Source organism: Metapseudomonas otitidis (assembly GCF_011397855.1).
GTDB lineage: Bacteria > Pseudomonadota > Gammaproteobacteria > Pseudomonadales > Pseudomonadaceae > Metapseudomonas > Metapseudomonas otitidis.
This window is the reverse complement of the sequence record NZ_AP022642.1, coordinates 378,213-397,301: the sequence shown is the minus strand read 5'-3', so window position 1 is coordinate 397,301 and position 19,089 is coordinate 378,213. Positions and strand designations below refer to the sequence as shown.

The 19,089-nt window shown below is 67.2% G+C and carries 21 protein-coding genes; 14 read left to right on the top strand and 7 right to left on the bottom strand.

Annotation, left to right across the window (positions count from 1 at the left end; all coding sequences use genetic code 11):
* Positions 1-5: 5 nt before the first annotated feature.
* From PotMrB4_RS01990 to pilG, 4 genes are all read right to left on the bottom strand, one after another.
* Positions 6-2,051, bottom strand: a complete 2,046-nt coding sequence (locus tag PotMrB4_RS01990) for a methyl-accepting chemotaxis protein (protein WP_044403555.1) — start codon at positions 2,049-2,051, stop codon at positions 6-8.
* Between the two features lie 193 nt (positions 2,052-2,244).
* A complete protein-coding gene (locus PotMrB4_RS01985) occupies positions 2,245-2,781 on the bottom strand; it encodes a chemotaxis protein CheW (protein ID WP_044403557.1) in 537 nt (178 codons plus the stop codon).
* Between the two features lie 43 nt (positions 2,782-2,824).
* Positions 2,825-3,190 carry a twitching motility response regulator PilH gene (gene pilH / locus PotMrB4_RS01980; RefSeq protein ID WP_003458790.1) on the bottom strand — a complete coding sequence of 122 codons (366 nt, stop codon included), beginning with the start codon at positions 3,188-3,190 and terminating at the stop codon, positions 2,825-2,827.
* A gap of 47 nt (positions 3,191-3,237) precedes the next feature.
* On the bottom strand, positions 3,238-3,645 hold the full coding sequence (pilG, locus tag PotMrB4_RS01975; RefSeq protein WP_021218373.1) for a twitching motility response regulator PilG: 408 nt from the start codon (positions 3,643-3,645) through the stop codon (positions 3,238-3,240).
* Between the two features lie 266 nt (positions 3,646-3,911).
* Between pilG and gshB the strand changes: the two genes are divergently transcribed.
* The 7 genes from gshB to PotMrB4_RS01940 all read left to right on the top strand — a co-directional run bounded on the left by gshB (position 3,912) and on the right by PotMrB4_RS01940 (position 9,746).
* Positions 3,912-4,883 (top strand): glutathione synthase, encoded by a 972-nt coding sequence (gene gshB, locus PotMrB4_RS01970; RefSeq protein WP_044403568.1) that lies wholly within the window; start codon positions 3,912-3,914, stop codon positions 4,881-4,883.
* Positions 4,884-4,970: 87 nt separating this feature from the next.
* Entirely contained in the window at positions 4,971-5,864 is an 894-nt protein-coding gene (locus PotMrB4_RS01965; protein WP_172432365.1) for an energy transducer TonB, read from the top strand.
* A gap of 46 nt (positions 5,865-5,910) precedes the next feature.
* Entirely contained in the window at positions 5,911-6,480 is a 570-nt protein-coding gene (locus PotMrB4_RS01960) for a YqgE/AlgH family protein (RefSeq protein WP_044403571.1), read from the top strand.
* Positions 6,480-6,923 (top strand): Holliday junction resolvase RuvX, encoded by a 444-nt coding sequence (ruvX, locus tag PotMrB4_RS01955; protein ID WP_044403573.1) that lies wholly within the window; start codon positions 6,480-6,482, stop codon positions 6,921-6,923. The genes PotMrB4_RS01960 and ruvX overlap by 1 nt, the downstream gene beginning before the upstream one ends.
* 12 nt (positions 6,924-6,935) lie before the next feature.
* Complete coding sequence (gene pyrR, locus PotMrB4_RS01950) at positions 6,936-7,445, top strand: bifunctional pyr operon transcriptional regulator/uracil phosphoribosyltransferase PyrR (RefSeq protein WP_044403576.1); 510 nt, start codon at positions 6,936-6,938, stop codon at positions 7,443-7,445.
* A 25-nt stretch (positions 7,446-7,470) separates the two neighbouring features.
* Positions 7,471-8,475 (top strand): aspartate carbamoyltransferase catalytic subunit, encoded by a 1,005-nt coding sequence (locus PotMrB4_RS01945; protein WP_044403578.1) that lies wholly within the window; start codon positions 7,471-7,473, stop codon positions 8,473-8,475.
* Entirely contained in the window at positions 8,475-9,746 is a 1,272-nt protein-coding gene (locus PotMrB4_RS01940; RefSeq protein WP_172432364.1) for a dihydroorotase, read from the top strand. Before PotMrB4_RS01945 ends, PotMrB4_RS01940 begins: the two co-directional genes overlap by 1 nt.
* 57 nt (positions 9,747-9,803) lie before the next feature.
* Here PotMrB4_RS01940 and PotMrB4_RS01935 read toward each other — a convergent pair whose 3' ends face one another.
* A complete protein-coding gene (locus PotMrB4_RS01935; RefSeq protein ID WP_142012809.1) occupies positions 9,804-10,199 on the bottom strand; it encodes an NINE protein in 396 nt (131 codons plus the stop codon).
* Positions 10,200-10,305: 106 nt separating this feature from the next.
* Here PotMrB4_RS01935 and PotMrB4_RS01930 point away from each other — a divergent pair, with 106 nt between their 5' ends.
* Positions 10,306-11,517, top strand: coding sequence for a putative DNA modification/repair radical SAM protein (locus PotMrB4_RS01930; protein WP_069566424.1), 1,212 nt, complete (start codon positions 10,306-10,308; stop codon positions 11,515-11,517).
* Complete coding sequence (locus tag PotMrB4_RS01925) at positions 11,517-12,962, top strand: TIGR03915 family putative DNA repair protein (protein WP_172432363.1); 1,446 nt, start codon at positions 11,517-11,519, stop codon at positions 12,960-12,962. The genes PotMrB4_RS01930 and PotMrB4_RS01925 overlap by 1 nt, the downstream gene beginning before the upstream one ends.
* Here the strand turns inward: PotMrB4_RS01925 and PotMrB4_RS01920 are convergent.
* Both PotMrB4_RS01920 and pilT read right to left on the bottom strand, forming a co-directional pair.
* A complete protein-coding gene (locus tag PotMrB4_RS01920) occupies positions 12,904-14,049 on the bottom strand; it encodes a PilT/PilU family type 4a pilus ATPase (RefSeq protein ID WP_044403589.1) in 1,146 nt (381 codons plus the stop codon). The genes PotMrB4_RS01925 and PotMrB4_RS01920 overlap by 59 nt on opposite strands.
* 108 nt (positions 14,050-14,157) lie before the next feature.
* Positions 14,158-15,192, bottom strand: coding sequence for a type IV pilus twitching motility protein PilT (pilT, locus tag PotMrB4_RS01915; RefSeq protein WP_044403590.1), 1,035 nt, complete (start codon positions 15,190-15,192; stop codon positions 14,158-14,160).
* A 68-nt stretch (positions 15,193-15,260) separates the two neighbouring features.
* Here pilT and PotMrB4_RS01910 point away from each other — a divergent pair, with 68 nt between their 5' ends.
* The 5 genes from PotMrB4_RS01910 (at position 15,261) to PotMrB4_RS01890 (ending at position 18,960) form a co-directional block, all read left to right on the top strand.
* Positions 15,261-15,953, top strand: coding sequence for a YggS family pyridoxal phosphate-dependent enzyme (locus PotMrB4_RS01910; RefSeq protein ID WP_160480527.1), 693 nt, complete (start codon positions 15,261-15,263; stop codon positions 15,951-15,953).
* Between the two features lie 17 nt (positions 15,954-15,970).
* Positions 15,971-16,789, top strand: a complete 819-nt coding sequence (proC, locus tag PotMrB4_RS01905) for a pyrroline-5-carboxylate reductase (RefSeq protein WP_172432362.1) — start codon at positions 15,971-15,973, stop codon at positions 16,787-16,789.
* Between the two features lie 2 nt (positions 16,790-16,791).
* Entirely contained in the window at positions 16,792-17,979 is a 1,188-nt protein-coding gene (locus PotMrB4_RS01900; protein WP_172432361.1) for a hypothetical protein, read from the top strand.
* 91 nt (positions 17,980-18,070) lie between these two features.
* On the top strand, positions 18,071-18,664 hold the full coding sequence (locus PotMrB4_RS01895; protein WP_074967194.1) for a YggT family protein: 594 nt from the start codon (positions 18,071-18,073) through the stop codon (positions 18,662-18,664).
* Positions 18,664-18,960 carry a DUF167 domain-containing protein gene (locus tag PotMrB4_RS01890; RefSeq protein WP_172432360.1) on the top strand — a complete coding sequence of 99 codons (297 nt, stop codon included), beginning with the start codon at positions 18,664-18,666 and terminating at the stop codon, positions 18,958-18,960. The genes PotMrB4_RS01895 and PotMrB4_RS01890 overlap by 1 nt, the downstream gene beginning before the upstream one ends.
* The last annotated feature ends 129 nt before the right edge of the window (positions 18,961-19,089 follow it).

Below are 19,089 nucleotides of genomic sequence, written 5' to 3'. Positions count from 1 at the left end.
CTTGGTCAGGCCCGGTCTGCGTCCGGCAGGTTGAAGCCGGATACCGACTTACGCATCTCGCTCGCCATCTTGGCGAGGTTACCGATGCTCTTGGCGGTTGCCGTGGTACCGGCGGAGGTCTGCGAGGTGATCTCCTGAATGACGTTCATGGTGTTGGAAATGTGGCCCGCGGACGACGCCTGCTGGCGTGCCGCGTTGGAGATGTTCTGGATCAGGGCCGCGAGGGTCTTGGATACCTTTTCGATCTCTTCCAGGGCCACACCGGCGTCCTGTGCGAGGCGGGCACCGCGTACCACTTCGGAGGTGGTCTGCTCCATGGAGATAACCGCTTCGTTGGTGTCGGTCTGAATAGTCTTAACCAGGGCCTCGATCTGCTTGGTTGCGGCAGAGGAACGTTCTGCGAGGCGCTGTACCTCGTCCGCTACCACGGCGAAGCCTCGACCGGCATCACCCGCCATGGACGCCTGGATCGCGGCGTTCAGTGCAAGGATGTTGGTCTGGTCGGCAATGTCGTTAATCAGGCTCACGATGTCACCGATCTCCTGGGACGATTCACCGAGACGCTTGATTCGCTTGGAGGTGTCCTGGATCTGCTCGCGGATGTTGTCCATGCCGGTGATGGTGTTGTGCACCACTTCGTTGCCCTTGTTGGCGATGGCTACGGAACGTTCCGCTACCGCGGAGGATTCCGAGGCGTTCGCCGATACCTGGTCAATCGACACGGCCATTTCGTTGATCGCGGCGGACGCACCGGCGATTTCCTGGGCCTGGTGCTCAGAAGCCTCGGCCAGGTGCATGGCGGTGGCCTGGGTTTCCTGGGCAGCGGCGGCTACCTGCACGGCGGTCAGGTTGATGGTCTCTACCAGTTCGCGGAGCTGGTCGATGGAGTAGTTGATCGAGTCCGCGATCGCACCGGTGAAGTCCTCGGTTACGGTCGCCGCTACGGTCAAGTCACCGTCTGCAAGGTCGGCGATTTCGTCAAGCAGTCGCAGAATCGCGGCCTGGTTACGTTCGTTCTTCTCGGCGGTCTCGGCCAGACGCTGGCGGGTGGTCTGAACCATGACCAGGCCGATCAGGATGATCGAACCCAGTGCCAGGGCACCGAGGATGTAGCCAGCCAGGGTGTTCAGGCTACGGCCGGCAGCCTGCTCCTCGAACCCGGCGGCCAGTTGGGATGCCTTGTCCAGCAGGGTCTGCGAGCCGGTGAAGATGGTGTTGGCGGATTCACGGACCTGGAAGAGTTCGGGCGAGGTCTCGAGGATTTCGTCCACGGAACCGGAGACGAACTCGAACAACTCGGAAATCTCCTGCAGGCGCTCCAGGGCTTCGGTGTCGGTCACCTTGGAGATTTCCATGGCGGCGTTGCCTTCGAGCATCGCGTTCAGTACGCGGCCGAACAGGCTGGCGTCGCGGCCGAACATGTCGGCGGCCTGTACGGAGTCCTGGTCACCGGCCAGTACCTTGTTCACGGAGCCGAGGATCCGTTCGGCCAGCAGCGACTGGCGCTGGGCCACGGACACCTGGGCAGCGGGCGCGCCGCTTTCCAGAAGGATGTCCACGACTTCCTCGTACTCAACCTGCAGCTGCGGGATGGTCTCGGCGAGGGTGCCGGCTACCTGGTGCAGGGAGAGTACGGTCTGCTCGCTGGCCAGGATGGCGTCGGAGTTCTGCCGCAGGCTGTTCCAGTCCGCCTGCACGGCGTCCATCTGGGCCTTGACGGCTTCGGGCGCCGGCGGCAGGCCGGTTTCCGCGTCACCGTTGAGCAGGATGTTCCAGCGCTTTTCGAAGTCGTTGCGCGCTTCCTTCAACAGGGCGAAGGCCTCGGGCTTGCCCGCCGCCGCTTCGGTGGCGTTCTTCGCGATACGCTGGGACAGGACCCGCAGCTCACCGGAGTGGCCGAGGTATTCCTGGTCGTGGTTCGCCTGCGTGTTGAGGTACGCGAAGTTGGCGAACAGCAGCACGATGGAGACGATCAGGACCACGAAGAGTCCGGCGATCAACGTACTGCTGCGCGCTCCCGCGAGTAGATTGCCTGCGTTCAGTTTTTTCATTATCGGGCCCCCGCCTGGACCAACTACACAACGATTTCCATGTAACGCCAAGGGCCGGTATAGACCGGCCCAACCTTGGATCAACGGCACACGCTGGTGCCTGGGTCAGCCGGAGACACTGCACTCCGGCCGATCGGGCCGCCCCTCCCGGAAACGGCCCTGCACGCAGGCCCGAAGGCCTGCGCGTTGGGAACTAGACCGCGACGTCCAGGAACACCTGGTGCTGGGCCAGCGCATGAGGGCTGAACACCAGCCAGGGATGTTCACGCTGGAACACGCCGTGGATGAAGGGTTGGATGGTGGCCTCCAGCGGCGGCAGTTCCTCGGAGAACGAGCCCACCGGGAAGTGCTGCATGCCGAAGACTTCGTCGACGATGAGGCCGGCGAAGATTTCCTGGTGGTCGACCACCAGCACCCGGCGCTGCTTGCGCAGGGACGAGAGTTCGCCGCCGAAGAAGCCGCACAGGTCCATGATCGGCAGCAACCGGCCACGCACGTTGGCGACTCCCTTGACCCAGGGCTTCACCCCCGGCAGCTGGGTGTAGCGGGGCTCGTGGAGCACTTCGCCCACTTCGCCCATGGACGCCACGAAGAAGCGCTCGCCCATGCGGAAACCGATCCCACTCCAGGTCTGGACCGTTTCCTGCTGGGCGGGCAAGCCCGCCGCCAGGGCGCGGCAGCGCTGGTCGATCTCGAGGAGTATCTGGAATGGGGTCTTTGCGTCCGACATGCGGGGCTGAGCCTTCTTCTAGGGCATCACGGTGCTACCGGCATCAGCCGGCCAGCACCGCGTTGAGGGTTTTCAGCAGCGTGTCTTCGTCGATCGGCTTGGTCAGGTAGTCCTTCGCGCCCTGGCGCTTGCCCCAGACCTTGTCGGTTTCCTGATCCTTGGTGGTGACGATGATCACCGGGATGTGGCTGGTTTCGGCGTCCTTGGTCAGCTGACGGGTCGCCTGGAAGCCATTGAGGCCGGGCATGACGATGTCCATCAGCACGGCATCGGGTTTTTCCTGGCGAGCCAGGGCGACGCCATCGGCGCCATTTTCCGCCTTCAGTACCTGATGGCCATGTTTTTCGAGCATGGCGGTCAGCTTGTACATTTCGGTCGGCGAGTCATCAACAATCAGAATACGAGCCATGTTTGTCCCCAATACGGAAAGGCACTTCCAGCCACGAGGGCCGGACTTCAGGAGGCTTGTTCCACCGGGGTGAAATCAGGCACGTGGGTCTTGATCGCGCCGAGCAGTTCTTCCTTGCTGAAGGGCTTGGTGAGGTACTGGTCGGAACCGACGATGCGACCCTTGGCCTTGTCGAACAGGCCGTCCTTGGAGGACAGCATGATCACCGGGGTGGACTTGAAAGCACTGTTGTTCTTGATCAGGGCGCAGGTCTGATAACCGTCGAGACGCGGCATCATGATGTCGACAAAGATGATGTTCGGGTGTGTGTCCGCGATCTTGGCCAGGGCATCGAAACCGTCGACAGCCGTGATGACCTCGCAACCCACCTTCTTCAGCAGAGTTTCAGCGGTGCGACGAATCGTCTTCGAATCGTCGATCACCATCACCTTCAAACCCTCGGAATGCTGTTCCATGTTCGCCCTACCATCGCCTCGGTGAGTCGTTATTAGCTTCGTTCAGTGCGCCTGAGGCCCTGTCAGCGACGGGCTGCGACCCAATCGTCGGGCCTTTTTAGCACACTCTCCAGACGCAAGCCAGAAACCGCCTACGCCATGGATTTGCCAGTTCGCACGGCGAGGTTTCCCTTGACCGCAACCGCCTCCAGCGCCACCCTGAGCGCCTCTTCCGGGGCCCGATCGAGGCCCCTTTCTTCACTTCACGAGTTGCGGAGACACCACCCATGAGCGTTCGCCTCGGGATCGTCATGGACCCCATTGCGCAGATCAACTTCAAGAAGGACAGCTCCCTGGCCATGCTTCTCGCGGCCCAGGCTCGCGGCTGGTCCCTCTTCTATATGGAGCAGCAGGATCTTTACCAGGCAGCGGGCGTAGCCCGTGCCCGCATGAAACCGCTCGAGGTGAAGGCCGACCCTGCGGGCTGGTATGTCCTCGGGGATGAGCAGGACACCCCGCTCGCCGACCTCGATGTGATCCTCATGCGCAAGGATCCGCCCTTCGACAACGAGTTCATCTACTCCACCTACCTGCTGGAGCAGGCCGAACGCGCCGGCGTGCTGGTGGTGAACCGTCCGCAGAGTCTGCGCGACTGCAACGAGAAGTTCTTTGCCACGCTCTTCCCGCACCTCACCCCGACGACCCTGGTGAGTCGACGGCCCGACATTCTGCGCGAGTTTGCAAAAGAGCAGCGTGACATCATTCTCAAACCCCTTGATGGCATGGGCGGTTCGATGATTTTTCGTCACCGCGAGGGCGACCCGAACCTTTCGGTGATCCTGGAGACCCTCACCCGCCACGGCGCCGAGCAGATCATGGCGCAGCGCTACCTGCCAGCGATCGTCGACGGGGACAAACGTATCCTGATGATAGACGGCGAACCGGTACCTTACTGCCTGGCGCGCATTCCCGCTGCCGGCGAGACCCGTGGCAACCTCGCCGCCGGTGGCCGGGGCGAGGCCCGCCCGCTGACCGAGCGGGACCGCGAGATCGCCGCCACCGTCGGTCCGGTACTGCGGGAGAAGGGCCTGCTGTTCGTCGGCCTCGACGTGATCGGCGACCACCTCACCGAGATCAACGTCACCAGCCCGACCTGCATCCGCGAGATCGACGCGGCGTACGACACCCGCATCGGCGAACGCCTGATGGACGTCATCGCCACCCGCCTGGAGGCGAACCAGAGCAAGCCGCAAGCTTGACGCAGTCAACACCTTGCAGCTTGCGGCTTGCAGCCTGCCGCCCCAGTTCGGCAGACTGCGCGCCACTTTGAGCAGACCCGATGTGCGATGAACGCAGCCGCTGACCTCCCCCGCTTCCCCTCCGCCAGCGTGCGCCCGGCGGACAGGCTCGGCTTCACCCTGTTCCTCGCCGCGGTGCTGCACATCGCGCTCATCCTCGGTGTCGGCTTCACCTTCAGCGACCCCAGCCAGATCAGCAAGACGCTGGAAGTCACCCTCGCCACCTTCAAGAGTGACGAGAAGCCGAAGGAAGCCGACTACCTGGCCCAGAACAACCAGCAAGGCAGCGGCACCCTGGAACACAAGGACACGCCCAAGACCACCGAGCAGGCGATGTTCCAGGACCAGGAGATCCGCAAGGTCACTCCGCCCGCCGCCCCCCAGCAGACCAAGCGCCAGGAAGCCCCCAAGGCAGCCATCGCTACCACGGCACCCAAGCCGCAGAAGACCCCGGTCAAGCGCGAGGAAGCCAAGCCCGAGCCGGAGACACCGCCCGCCCCCGTCTTCGACAGCGCCCAGCTCTCCTCCGAGATCGCCAGCCTCGAGGCCGAGCTGTCCCAGGAGCAGCAGCGCTACGCCAAGCGCCCACGCATCCACCGCCTCAACGCGGCCTCGACCATGCGCGACAAGGGTGCCTGGTACAAGGACGAATGGCGCAAGAAGATCGAGCGCGTCGGCAACCTCAACTACCCCGAAGAGGCCCGCCGCCAGCGCATTTACGGCTCGCTGAGGCTGCTGGTGTCGATCAACCGCGACGGCACTCTTTATGAGGTGCAGGTGCTGGAGTCATCCGGCCAGCCGGTACTGGACCAGGCCGCCATGCGCATCGTCCGCCTCGCCGCCCCCTTCGCCCCCTTCACCGGCGACCTGGCCGACATCGACCGCCTGGAAATCATCCGCACCTGGCGCTTCGAGCGGGGCGACAGGCTCTCCAGCAACTGAACCGGCACCCTTGAAGCCGACGGCGCGAAGATCGACACTAGCGCCCATGAAAAGCACCGCGCCCAGCTACCTCAAGCACCACTTCCTGATCGCCATGCCGCACATGGACGATCCCAATTTCGCGCAGACCGTCACCTACCTGGTCGAACACAACGACCAGGGCGCCATGGGACTGGTGATCAACCGCCCCAACGGCCTCAACCTCGGTGACGTGCTCGAACAACTGCGCCCCGACGACACCGCCCCCGCCCACTGCCAGAACCTACCCATCTACGCCGGCGGCCCCGTGCAGACCGACCGCGGCTTCGTCCTGCACCCCAGCGGCCCGCAGTACCAGGCCACCCTGGACCTGGGCGACCTGGCGCTGTCCACCTCCCAGGACGTGCTGTTCGCCATCGCCGACGGCAGCGGGCCGCAGAAAAGCCTCATCGCCCTCGGCTATGCCGGCTGGCAGGCCGGGCAACTGGAGGCCGAGCTGGCCGAAAACGCCTGGCTCACCTGCCCTGCCGACCCGGCCATCCTCTTCGACACCCCCAGCGACCAGCGCCTCGCCGCCGCCGCTGCACGGCTGGGGGTCAACCTCAACCTGCTCACCAGCCAGGCCGGGCACGCCTGATGGCCGGCCCGACAACCGCGCCCCGGCTGCTCCTCGGCTTCGACTACGGCACCCGCCAGATCGGCGTCGCCGTCGGCCAGGCCGTCACCGGCCAGGCCCGCGAACTGTGTGTGCTCAAGGCGCAGAACGGCGTACCCGACTGGCAGAAGGTCGAGGCCCTGATCAAGGAGTGGCAGCCCGACGCCATCGTCGTCGGCCTGCCGCTGAACATGGACGGCACCCCCAGCGAGATGAGCGAACGCGCCGAGAAATTCGGCCGACGCCTCAATGGCCGCTTCAACCTGCCCGTCTTCACCCACGACGAACGCCTGACCACCTTCGAAGCCAAGGGCCACCGCCTGGCGCAGGGCCAGCGCGGCGGCTACCGCGAACGCCCGGTGGACGCCCTGGCCGCCGCCCTGCTGTTGGAAGGCTGGCTGGCCGAGCACCCCGGACACGACTAGCGAGGAACGCCCATGACATTGCCCAACCCGGCCGAACTGCTGCCGCAGATGGCCCGCGCCCTGACCGACCACCTGGCAGCCCGGCACATCGACACACCGCGCTTCATCGGCATCCGCACCGGTGGCGTCTGGGTCGCCCAGGCCCTGATGGAAGCCCTGGGCCGCGACGACGCCATGGGCGTGCTCGACGTCTCCTTCTACCGCGACGACTTCACCCAGAACGGCCTGCATCCCCAGGTGCAGCCCTCCGAACTGCCCTTCGAGATCGAAGGCCAGCACCTGGTGCTGATCGATGACGTGCTCATGAGCGGGCGCACCGTGCGCGCCGCCCTCAACGAGCTGTTCGACTATGGCCGCCCGGCCAGCGTGACCCTGGTCTGCCTGCTGGACCTCAACGCCCGGGAGCTGCCGATCCGCCCCGACGTGGTCGGCGCCACCCTGTCCCTGGCCACCCACGAGCGGGTAAAATTGCTCGGCCCCGCGCCGCTCGCACTCGAGCGCCAGGTCCTCGCCGCCTCCTGAAAACCCGACCCCCAGGGCCCGCCCCATGCCGAACGCCAAGCGCCCGCTGCAGCTCAACGACCAGGGCCAGCTGCGCCACTTCCTCTCGCTCGACGGCCTGCCCCGTGAGCTGCTGACCGAAATCCTCGACACCGCCGACTCCTTCCTCGAAGTCGGCGCCCGCGCCGTCAAGAAGGTGCCCCTGCTGCGCGGCAAGACGGTGTGCAACGTGTTCTTCGAGAACTCCACGCGCACCCGCACCACCTTCGAGCTGGCGGCCCAGCGCCTCTCCGCCGACGTCATCAGCCTGAACGTCTCCACCTCCTCCACCAGCAAGGGCGAGACGCTGTTCGACACCCTGCGCAACCTGGAGGCCATGGCGGCCGACATGTTCGTGGTCCGCCATGCCGACTCCGGCGCCGCCCACTTCATCGCCGAGCACGTCTGCCCTGACGTCGCCATCATCAACGGCGGCGACGGGCGCCACGCGCACCCGACCCAGGGCATGCTCGACATGCTCACCATCCGCCGCCACAAAGGCAGCTTCGAGAACCTCTCGGTGGCCATCGTCGGCGACATCCTGCACTCGCGCGTCGCCCGCTCCGACATGCTCGCCCTCAAGGCCCTGGGCTGCCCGGACATCCGCGTGATCGCGCCGCGCACCCTGCTGCCCATCGGCATCGAGCAATACGGCGTCAGCGTCCACACCGACCTGGCCGAAGGGCTCAAGGACGTGGACGTGGTGATCATGCTGCGCCTGCAGCGCGAGCGCATGCAGGGCGGCCTGCTGCCCAGCGAAGGCGAGTTCTACCGCCTCTACGGACTGACCACCCAGCGCCTCAAGCTGGCCAAGCCCGACGCCATCGTCATGCACCCGGGGCCGATCAACCGCGGCGTGGAGATCGAGTCCGCCGTCGCCGACGGCAGCCACTCGGTGATCCTCAACCAGGTCACCTACGGCATCGCCATCCGCATGGCCGTGCTCTCCATGGCCATGAGCGGCCAGAACACCCAACGCCAGATCAATCAGGAAGCCGAGGTGCAGAACTGATGCGTACCCACATCATCGGCGCCCGCCTCATCGATCCCGCCAGCGGCACCGACCAGGTCACCGACCTGTTCCTCCAGGCCGGCAAGGTCACCGCCATCGGCCAGGCACCGGCCGGCTTCGAGGCCGAGACCCGCATCGACGCCCAGGGCCTGGTGGCCGCCCCCGGCCTGGTGGACCTCAACGCCGCCCTGCGCGAGCCCGGCTACAGCCGCAAGGGCAACGTCGACAGCGAGACTCGCGCCGCCGCCGCCGGTGGCGTGACCAGCCTGTGCTGCCCGCCGCTGACCCGCCCGGTGCTGGACACCCCCGCCGTAGCCGAACTGATCCTCGACCGCGCCCGCGAAGCCGGCCACGCCAAGGTCTTCCCCATCGGCGCCCTCACCCGCAACCTCGCCGGCGAGCAGCTGGCCGAGCTGGTCGCCCTGCGTGACACCGGCTGCGTCGCCTTCGGCAACGGCCTGGCCCCCATGAGCAGCAGCCGCACCCTGCGCCGCGCCATGGAATACGCCGCCACCTTCGACCTGACCCTGGTGCTGCAACCCCAGGACGCCGACCTGGCGGAAGGCGGCCTCGCCCACGAAGGCGCCACCGCCGGCTTCCTCGGCCTGGCCGGGATCCCCGAGAGCGCCGAGACCGTGGCCCTGGCCCGTGACCTGCTGCTGGTGGAGCAGAGCGGCGTGCGCGCGCACTTCAGCCAGATCACCAGCGCCCGTGGTGCCGAGATGATCGCCCAGGCCCAGGCCCGCGGCCTGCCGGTCACCGCCGATGTCGCCATGTACCAGCTGCTGCTGACCGACGACGCCCTCACCGGCTTCTCCAGCCTCTACCACGTGCAGCCGCCGCTGCGCAGCCAGGCGGACCGCGAAGGCCTGCGCCAGGCGGTGAAGAGTGGCGTGATCGGTGCCATCGCCAGCCACCACCAGCCCCACGAAGCCGACGCCAAGCTGGCGCCCTTCGCCGCCACCGAGCCCGGTATCAGCAGCGTCGAACTGCTGCTGCCGCTGGCCATGAGCCTGGTGGAAGACGGCCTGCTGGACCTGCCCACCCTGCTCGCCCGCCTCACCGCCGGCCCGGCCCGCGCCCTGCGCTTGCCGGCTGGCCGCGTGGCGGTCGGTGCCCCGGCAGACCTGGTGCTGTTCGACCCGAAGGGTCGCACCCAGGCCGGCGAGGCCTGGCACTCGCGCGGGCGCAACTGCCCGTTCATCGGCGACTCGCTGCCCGGGCGCGTGCGCTACACCTTCATGGATGGCCACCTGACCTTCCAGGGCTGAAGCTGAAACCGCTGCAAACGAAAGGGGCCGTCATCGACGGCCCCTTTGCTTTCCGGCTCAACGCTGGGCGTTGAGCACCGAGATCTGCGTGTTCAAGGTCCAGAAGTCGTAGAGCACGCCCAACAGGAAGAACCCACCGGTGAAGAAATAGAGGATGCCGGTGATCCATTTGCCCTGGTACATGCGGTGCACACCGAACACACCGAGGAAGGTCAGCAGCAGCCAGGCCACCGTGTAGTCGTAGGAGCCCGCGTTGAAGCGCAGGGCGGCCTCGCGCTCCATGGACGGGATCAGGAACAGGTCGATGATCCAGCCAATGAAGAACAGCCCCAGGGTGAAGAACCACAGGGTGCCGGTCACCGGCCGGCCGTAGTAGAAGCGGTGCGCCCCGAGGAATCCGAAGATCCACAGGAGGTAGCCGATCAGGGTGCTGTGGGTATCCGGGCGTTGCATGTGATCTCCTGATGACGGGCCGGCGACCGAAGGTCGTCGACGGACTTGCACAGGTTCCGGCCGCCGAAATACTGTATGCACGTACAGTTAATTTCAGAATCCGACCATGGAACTGATCGACAAGCTAACCGTGCTGGCCGACGCCGCCAAGTACGACGTGTCCTGCGCCAGCAGCGGCGCACCCAAGCGTGGCTCCACCGGCAAGGCCGGCATCGGCTCCACCAACGGCATGGGCATCTGCCACAGTTTCACCCCCGATGGCCGCTGCGTGGCCCTGCTGAAGATCCTGCTCACCAACTTCTGCATCTACGACTGCCAGTACTGCGTCAACCGCCGCTCCAGCGATGTGCCGCGCGCCCGCTTCACCCCGGAAGAAGTGGTGCGGCTGACCCTCGACTTCTACCGGCGCAACTGCATCAGCGGGCTGTTCCTCAGCTCCGGGATCATCCGCTCCGCGGACTACACCATGGAGCAACTGGTGCGCGTAGCCCGGCTGCTGCGGGAAGAACACCAGTTCCGCGGCTACATCCACCTGAAGACCATCCCCGACGCCAGCCCTGAGCTGATCGCCGAGGCTGGCCTGTACGCCGACCGCCTGAGCGTGAACATCGAGCTGCCCACCGAATCCGGGCTGGTGCGCCTGGCGCCGGAGAAGCGCGTGGCGCCGATCCGGCGCGCCATGGGTCGCATCCGCCTGGGCGTGGAGGAAGCGCAGGAGGAACGGCGTGGACCGGCCTTCGCCCCGGCCGGGCAGAGCACCCAGATGATCGTCGGCGCCGACGCCACCGACGACCGCACCATCCTCGGCACCGCCCAATCGCTCTACAGCGCCTACCGGCTCAAGCGCGTCTACTACTCCGCCTTCAGCCCCATCCCCAGCGCCCCCGGCGGGCTGCCGGCCGAGCCGCCGCCGCTCATGCGCGAACACCGCCTGTACCAGGCCGACTTCCTCCTGCGCGGCTATGGCTTCCGCGTCGAGGAGCTGATCAGCAGCCCGGGCAACCTGCCCCTGGACATCGACCCCAAGCTGGCCTGGGCGCTGGCCAACCGCGAGCAGTTCCCCCTCGATCTCAACCGCGCCGAGCCGGCGATGATCGCCCGCGTGCCCGGCATCGGCGTGCTCAGCGCCCGTCGCCTGGCGGACCTGCGCCGCGAGCGGCGCATCCGCTACCAGGACGTGGTGCGCCTGCGCTGTGCCATGGACAAGGCCCGGCCGTTCATCATCACCCAGGACTACAGGCCCCGGCTGGCCGACCTCGAATCCACCGCCCTGCGCCGCCAGCTCGGCGACGCCCCGGCACAGATGGCGCTCTGGTGATGCACCGGCCCCGCTTCGACGGCAGCTTCGAAGGCTGGCGCGGCGAGGCCCGGCGCCTGCTGCAAGCCGGGATCGCCCCGCACCAGGTGGACTGGACGCCGGATGCCGGCCTGTTCGACAGCCTCGACCCCGCTCCGGCGGAAGCCCCAGGCGCCACGGTGCGCATCCCTCGCGAACTGCCGGAGTTGCTGGCCCAGGCCGCACGCTTCCGCCAGCAGGACCGCTGGGCCCTGCTCTACCGGGTGCTCTGGCGGGCCGCCCGGGGTGACCGCAGCGCCATGCTGCCGGGCGACCGCGACGGCGCCGAGCTGCACCGGCGGCTCAAGGCCGTGCGCCGGGAAGCCCACCACCTCCACGCCTTCCTGCGCTTCCGCCCGGGCCAGGCCCAACGCGGCGAACCGGACTACCTGGCCTGGATCGAACCGGAACACGAGGTGCTCGACCTCGCCGCCGAACACTTCGTCCCGCGCATGGGGCGGCACAGCTGGCTGATCGCCACGCCCGACGGCGTGGCCTGCTTCAACGGCGAGCGCCTGGCCTACCTGCCCCCGGGGCCACCCGGCCTGCAGGCCGCCATCGAGGAGCGCGCCGACCCGGATCAATCGCTGTGGCAGGCCTACTACCGCAGCACCTTCAACCCGGCCCGGCTCAACCCGAAGGTGATGCGCGGCCACATGCCCGCACGCTTCTGGCGCCACCTGCCGGAAGGGCCGCTGATCCCCGCCCTGGTCAGCGCGGCCCGCACCAGCCAGCAGCGCCTGGCCCAGGCACCGGCAGTCGGCGCCCAGGACGGCAAGGCAGTGCTGATCAGCCCGCTGAAAGCCCAGCCGGTGCGCGAGGCCACCTCGGCCCTGGAACGCTGCCAGGCCTGCCCGCGCTGGCACGCCGCGACCTGCGCCGTGGCCGGACAGGGCCCGGAAACCGCCGATGTGATGGTGCTCGGCAGCCAGCCTTCCGATCAGGACGACCTGAGCGGGCAGCCCTTCAGCGACCCCGCCGGCATCCGCCTGCGCGAAGCCCTGGCCAACGCCGGGCTGGCCCGCGAACGCCTGTACTTCACCCACGCCGTGAAACACTTCGCCTGGCACAGCCAGGGGCTGCGCAGCGAGCGCGAGGCGCTGCCGGTGACGGAAGCCGAACTGACGGCCTGTGCCCCCTGGCTGGAGGCGGAGCTGCAACAGGTCCGGCCACGACTGGTGATCGCCCTGGGCGACGGCGCCCGTGCGGCCCTGCGCGGTTTCATTCCACCGCACCTGGCGGAACACAGTGGCGAGGTGCTGGAAACGATCCAGGCGCCTTTCGGCGCCTGGTTCGCGGTTCCCTGGCCTGCGGGGAACGACACACTGGAGGCCTTGGCGCGCCGGGCGGCGCAGTGGCTGGCGCCACTCAGCGGAAGCGACGGCCCGGATCGTCTTCCGAGACTTCCAGGGACAGCCCGCCACTGATGCTGGTCAGGTGTTCGCCGTCGGTCTCGGAACCGAGCTTGATCATCAGGCGCAGGTCGTTCGCCGAGTCGGCGTAGAGCAGGGCGTCTTCGTAGGTGATCTCGCCCTGGGAGTAGAGGTTGTACAGCGCCTGGTCGAAGGTCTGCATGCCCTGCTCGGTGGAGCGTTTCATCAGCGGCTTGAGCTCGTGGACCTCGCCCTTGCGGATCAGGTCGGCCACCAGCGGGGTATTGATCAGCACCTCGATCACCGCGCGGCGCCCCTTGCCATCCGGGGTCGGCACCAGTTGCTGGGCGACGATGGCCTTGAGGTTGAGGGACAGGTCCATCCACACCTGCTGCTGACGGTCGGCAGGGAAGAAGTTGATGATCCGGTCCAGCGCCTGGTTGGCGTTGTTGGCGTGCAGGGTGGCCAGGCACAGGTGGCCTGTTTCGGCGAAGGCCACGGCGTGGTCCATGGTCTCGCGGGTCCGCACCTCACCGATGAGGATCACGTCCGGCGCCTGGCGCAGGGTGTTCTTCAGGGCCACTTCGAAGGACTCGGTGTCGATCCCCACTTCACGCTGGGTGACGATGCAACCCTGGTGCTGGTGGATGTATTCGATGGGGTCTTCGATGGAGATGATGTGGCCGGAGCTGTTCTTGTTGCGGTAGCCGATCATCGCCGCCAGGGACGTGGACTTGCCGGTGCCGGTGGCACCGACGAAGAGCACCAGGCCGCGCTTGGTCATGGCCAGCTTCTTCAGCACCTCGGGCAGCTTGAGCTGCTCCAGGGTGGGAATGTTGGTCTCGATGCGGCGCAGCACCATGCCCACCAGGTTGCGCTGGTAGAAGGCGCTGACGCGGAAACGGCCGATGCCCCGGGCGCTGATGGCGAAGTTGCACTCGTGGTTCTCGGCGAAGTCGCGGCGCTGCTGCTCGTTCATCACCCCCAGCACGGTTTCCCGGGTCTGCTCCGGCGACATGGGGTTCTTGGTGACCGGCATGACCTTGCCGTTGACCTTCATCGACGGCGGCACACCGGCCGTGATGAACAGGTCCGAACCGCCCTTCTCGACCATCAGGCGCAACAGTTTCTCGAATTCCATGGTCTTTCTCGCAATGTGGATGGCCGACCTGTTCGCTCGCGTACAGGCCAGTTCGGGCAGCCGCCCCGTTCAAGCAGACAGGGCGCCTGCCGGGGCGCCCTGTCGGGTCTAGAAGTTTTCCGGCGTCTTGGCCTTTTCGCGCGCGCTTTCGCGGCTGACCAGGCCCTTGGCCACCAGGCCCTTCAGGCAGCTGTCCAGGGTCTGCATGCCCAGGGCGCCGCCGGTCTGGATGGCGGAATACATCTGCGCCACCTTGTCCTCGCGGATCAGGTTACGGATGGCGGGGGTGCCGATCATGATCTCGTGGGCCGCCACCCGGCCGCCGCCGATCTTCTTCAGCAGGGTCTGGGAAATGACCGCCTGCAGGGATTCGGAGAGCATGGAGCGCACCATCGCCTTTTCCTCGGCCGGGAACACGTCGACCACCCGGTCGATGGTCTTGGCGGCGGAGGTGGTGTGCAGGGTGCCAAATACCAGGTGACCGGTTTCCGCGGCGGTCAGCGCCAGGCGGATGGTCTCCAGGTCGCGCATCTCGCCCACCAGGATGATGTCCGGGTCTTCCCGCAGGGCCGAGCGCAGCGCCTCGTTGAAGCCGAGGGTGTCGCGGTGCACCTCACGCTGGTTGATCAGGCACTTCTTCGACTCGTGGACGAATTCGATCGGGTCTTCCACGGTCAGGATGTGGTGGTACTTGGTGCCGTTGAGGTAGTCGAGCATCGCCGCCAGGGTGGTGGACTTGCCCGAACCGGTGGGGCCGGTGACCAGCACCAGGCCCCGCGGCACGTCGGAGATCTTCTTGAAGATCTCGCCCATGCCCAGGTCCTCCATGGACAGCACCTTGGAGGGAATGGTCCGGAACACGGCGCCGGCGCCGCGGTTCTGGTTGAAGGCGTTGACCCGGAAGCGGGCCACGCCGGGCACTTCGAACGAGAAGTCGGTTTCGAGGAATTCCTCGTAATCCTTGCGCTGCTTGTCGTTCATGATGTCGTAGATCAGCGCGTGCACCTGCTTGTGGTCCAGGGGGGGCAGGTTGATACGGCGAACATCACCGTCGACGCGGATCATGGGCGGCAGCCCGGCCGAGAGATGCAGGTCCGAAGCGCCCTGCTTGGCGCTGAACGCAAGCAGCTCAGTAATATCCATGGGACTCCCCAATTCCAAGCGGTTAGAATGCCGCAGACCCACTCAGGCCGGGCTGTAGAGCGCAGGTAATGTCCACGATAGCAAAGAATATTGCAAAGGTTCGCGCGCGTATCCGTGAGGCGGCGCAAGCCTCTGGAAGGGATTCATCCACCATCGGCCTGCTGGCCGTGAGCAAGACCAAACCCGCCGACGCCATTCGCGAGGCCCACGCCGAGGGCGTGGCCGATTTCGGCGAGAACTACCTCCAGGAAGCGCTGGCCAAGCAGGCCGAACTCACCGACCTGCCGCTGACCTGGCATTTCATCGGCCCGATCCAGTCGAACAAGACCAAGCCCATCGCCGAGCACTTCCACTGGGTGCACTCGGTGGACCGGCTGAAGATTGCCGAGCGCCTTTCCGCCCAGCGCCCCGCCCACCTGGCGCCGCTGAACATCTGCCTGCAGGTCAACGTCAGCGGCGAAGCCAGCAAGTCGGGCTGTGCACCGGAAGACCTCCCGGCACTGGCCAAGGCCGTGGCCGGCCTGCCGAACCTGCGCCTGCGCGGGCTGATGGCGATTCCCGAGCCCACCGACGACGTCGCAGCCCAGCACGCTGCCTTCGCCCGCCTGCGCCAGTTGATGACCGACCTGGACCTCGCCCTCGACACCCTGTCCATGGGCATGAGCCACGACCTCGAAGCGGCGATCGCCGAAGGCGCCACCTGGGTGCGCATCGGCACCGCCCTGTTCGGCGCCCGCGACTACGGGCAGCCGGCCCCCTAATAAGGAAGGAACACGACATGAGCACTCCCCGCATTGCATTCATCGGCGCCGGCAACATGGCTGCCAGCCTGATCGGTGGCCTGCGCGCCCAGGGCGTTCCGGCCGACCACATCCGCGCCAGCGACCCCGGCGCCGAGCAGCGCGCCCGCATCGCCGCCGAGCACGGCATCGAAGTGGTCGAGAGCAACGCCGACGCCGTGCGCGGCGCCGATGTGGTGGTCCTGGCCACCAAGCCCCAGGTCATGAAGGCCGTGTGCGAAGCGCTGGCCCCGAGCCTGTCCGCTGGCCAGCTGATCGTGTCCATCGCCGCCGGCATCCCCTGCGCCAGCCTGGCCCGCTGGCTGGGCGTCGACTCCATCGTGCGCTGCATGCCCAACACCCCGGCCCTGCTGGGCGAGGGCGCCAGCGGCCTGTACGCCACCGCCGCCGTCAGCAACGAGCAGCGCCGCCAGGCCGAGCAACTGCTGCAAGCCGTGGGCATCGCCCTGTGGCTCGACGAGGAGAAGCAGATCGACGCCGTCACCGCCGTCTCCGGCAGCGGCCCGGCCTACTTCTTCCTGCTGATGGAAGCCATGACCGCCGCCGGCGAGAAGCTGGGCCTGAGCCCCGAGGTGGCCGCCCGGCTGACCCTGCAGACCGCCCTGGGCGCCGCACGCATGGCCGTGGGCAGCGATGTCGGCCCGGCCGAACTGCGCCGCCGCGTCACCTCCCCCAACGGCACCACCGAGGCGGCCATCAAATCCTTCCAGGGCAACGGCTTCGAATCCCTGGTGGAGCAGGCCCTGGGTGCCGCCGACCGCCGTTCCGCCGAACTGGCCGACCAGCTCGGGCAATGAGCATGCCGCGCTCAGTCGCCTGGTCACTGGCACCCCTGCTGCTCTCGCTGGGCCTGCCGGCGCTGGCGGACACCTGCGCCCTGCAACCCGACCTGGCCCAGGCCACCCGCACCGCCTTCGAGCAGGTCCAGGCCGGCCTGGACGGGCAGGACGAAGAGCTGCCCACCGACGTTTCCCCGGCCATCGCCACCGCCGTGGAGGCCCACAAGGACGCCATCACCCGCGCCCTGGATGCGCGCCTGGCGTGCAGCGGTGCCGACCTCGATGCCGACGCCCTGCAGCAGGAAATGGCCCGCGAGCTGATGCCCGCCCAGCCGGCGCCGGAAGGCGAGGAAACCTCGGTGAGCCCCTATGCCGTGGCGCGTCACGACGAGCCGGGGCTGCCGCCGATGGTGGTGGTCCAGGCCGCCACCTCCATCCCCTGCGGCGGCGACATCCTGCTGCTCGGCTATGCCCGGGAAGGCGACCGCTGGGTGCGCACCCTGGAATGGCGCAGCCCGCCGCTGAAGGAACTCTCCGACGCCTACGGCGACTTCTACCAATACGTGCGCCTGGCCGGCGGGCAGTTCGTCATCGCCCACGGCACCCCCTGGTGCACCTCGCGCTGGAGCCGCTTGGCCGTGGATGTGGTGCAACCGCGCAATGGCGAGACCGCCCAGCGCACCCTGCACCACCTGCAGCAGGGCTACGTGCGCGACGAAACCGAGCCACGCCTGAAGGCCCGGCCCGACGGCTTCGAGCTACGCGCCGAAGTGGGCAGCCTGGACGCCGACCGCATGACCCGCGCCGGCATCTACCGCTACCGCCTGGATGGCGACGCCCTGCAGCGCATCCAGCCGGCCGCCAGCAACGGCCGGGGCTTCGTCGACGAATGGCTGATGGTGGACGATGCGCTGGCCGGCGACTGGAGCGCCCCGGAACAGCGCCAGCAGAACCTGACCGCCCGCGAACAGCTCAAGGCGCAGCGCGCTGAGCCCGGCATCACCCTGCTCTACGGCCCGGTACGTGCCTGCAAGGACGCCGGCCGCTTCCAGGTGGAGATCCAGCTGTACGACAGCAAGAAGGACCTGCACGACCTGGCCTATGCCTACGCCACCATCCTCCAGCGACCCGACGGCTTCACCCTGATGACCCTCGGCGACCATGAGGACACGCGCTGTAACGGACCGGACCTGATGGCCGGGCAGTGACACCCTCCATGCGCACCGGGAATCCCGATAAAGTAGCCCGCATCGCCGGCACCCCCGCTGGCCGTGCGCCCACCTCCACAAGGAACGCCCAATGACCGGACTCGCCTCCGCCGCGATCTATGTGATCCAGACCCTTGGCAGCCTCTACCTGCTGGTCGTACTGCTGCGCTTCATCCTGCAGCTGGTACGGGCCGACTTCTACAACCCCCTCAGCCAGTTCGTGGTGCGGGCCACCAAGCCCCTGCTGAACCCGCTGCGCAAGGTCATCCCCGGCCTCGGCGGGCTCGACCTGGCCTCCCTGGTGCTGGCCGTGCTGCTGCAATGGCTGCTGATGATCGTGGTGGTGCTGCTGATGGGCGCCAACCCCCTGGGCGCGCTGCCGCAGCTCCTGGTGTGGTCAGTGATCAGCATCACCTCGCTGTTCCTCAAGGTGTTCTTCTTCGCCATGATCATCAGCGTGATCCTCTCCTGGGTCTCCCCCGGCAGCTACAACCCCGGCGCCCAGCTGGTGAACCAGATCTGCGAGCCGCTGCTGGCCCCCTTCCGCAAGCTGCTGCCGAACCTGGGCGGGCTGGATATCTCGCCGATCTTCGCCTTCATCGCGCTGAACCTGCTGGATCGCTTCGTCATCGGCGGCCTGGCCGCCATGACCCAGATGCCGCCGCAGCTCAGCCCCTTCCTCTGATGAGCTGGTTCCGCTGGGACGGCGAGGACCTGATCCTCGCCTGCCACCTGCAGCCCAAGGCGAGCCGCGACGAGTTCGCCGGGCTGCACGGGGATCGCCTGAAGATCCGCCTCACCGCACCGCCCATCGAAGGCCGGGCCAATGCCCACCTGATGGCCTTCCTCGCCGACGCCTTCGGCGTCGCCAAGAGCCAGGTGAGCCTGGAAGGCGGCGAGCTTAACCGCCAGAAGCGCGTGCGCATCCGCACCCCGCGCACCCTGCCGGAGTTGCCCGGCCTGACCGCTCGGCAACCCTGACAGACCTTAAGGCGGGACTGTGAAGCCGCTCGATTGACGGCCAGCCGGGACGGCGGATAATTGCCGAACGCCCGCCCAGGCATCGGCCCGCTGTCGAGACGGCCGTACCATCGTTGTCGAGTTCCCCCC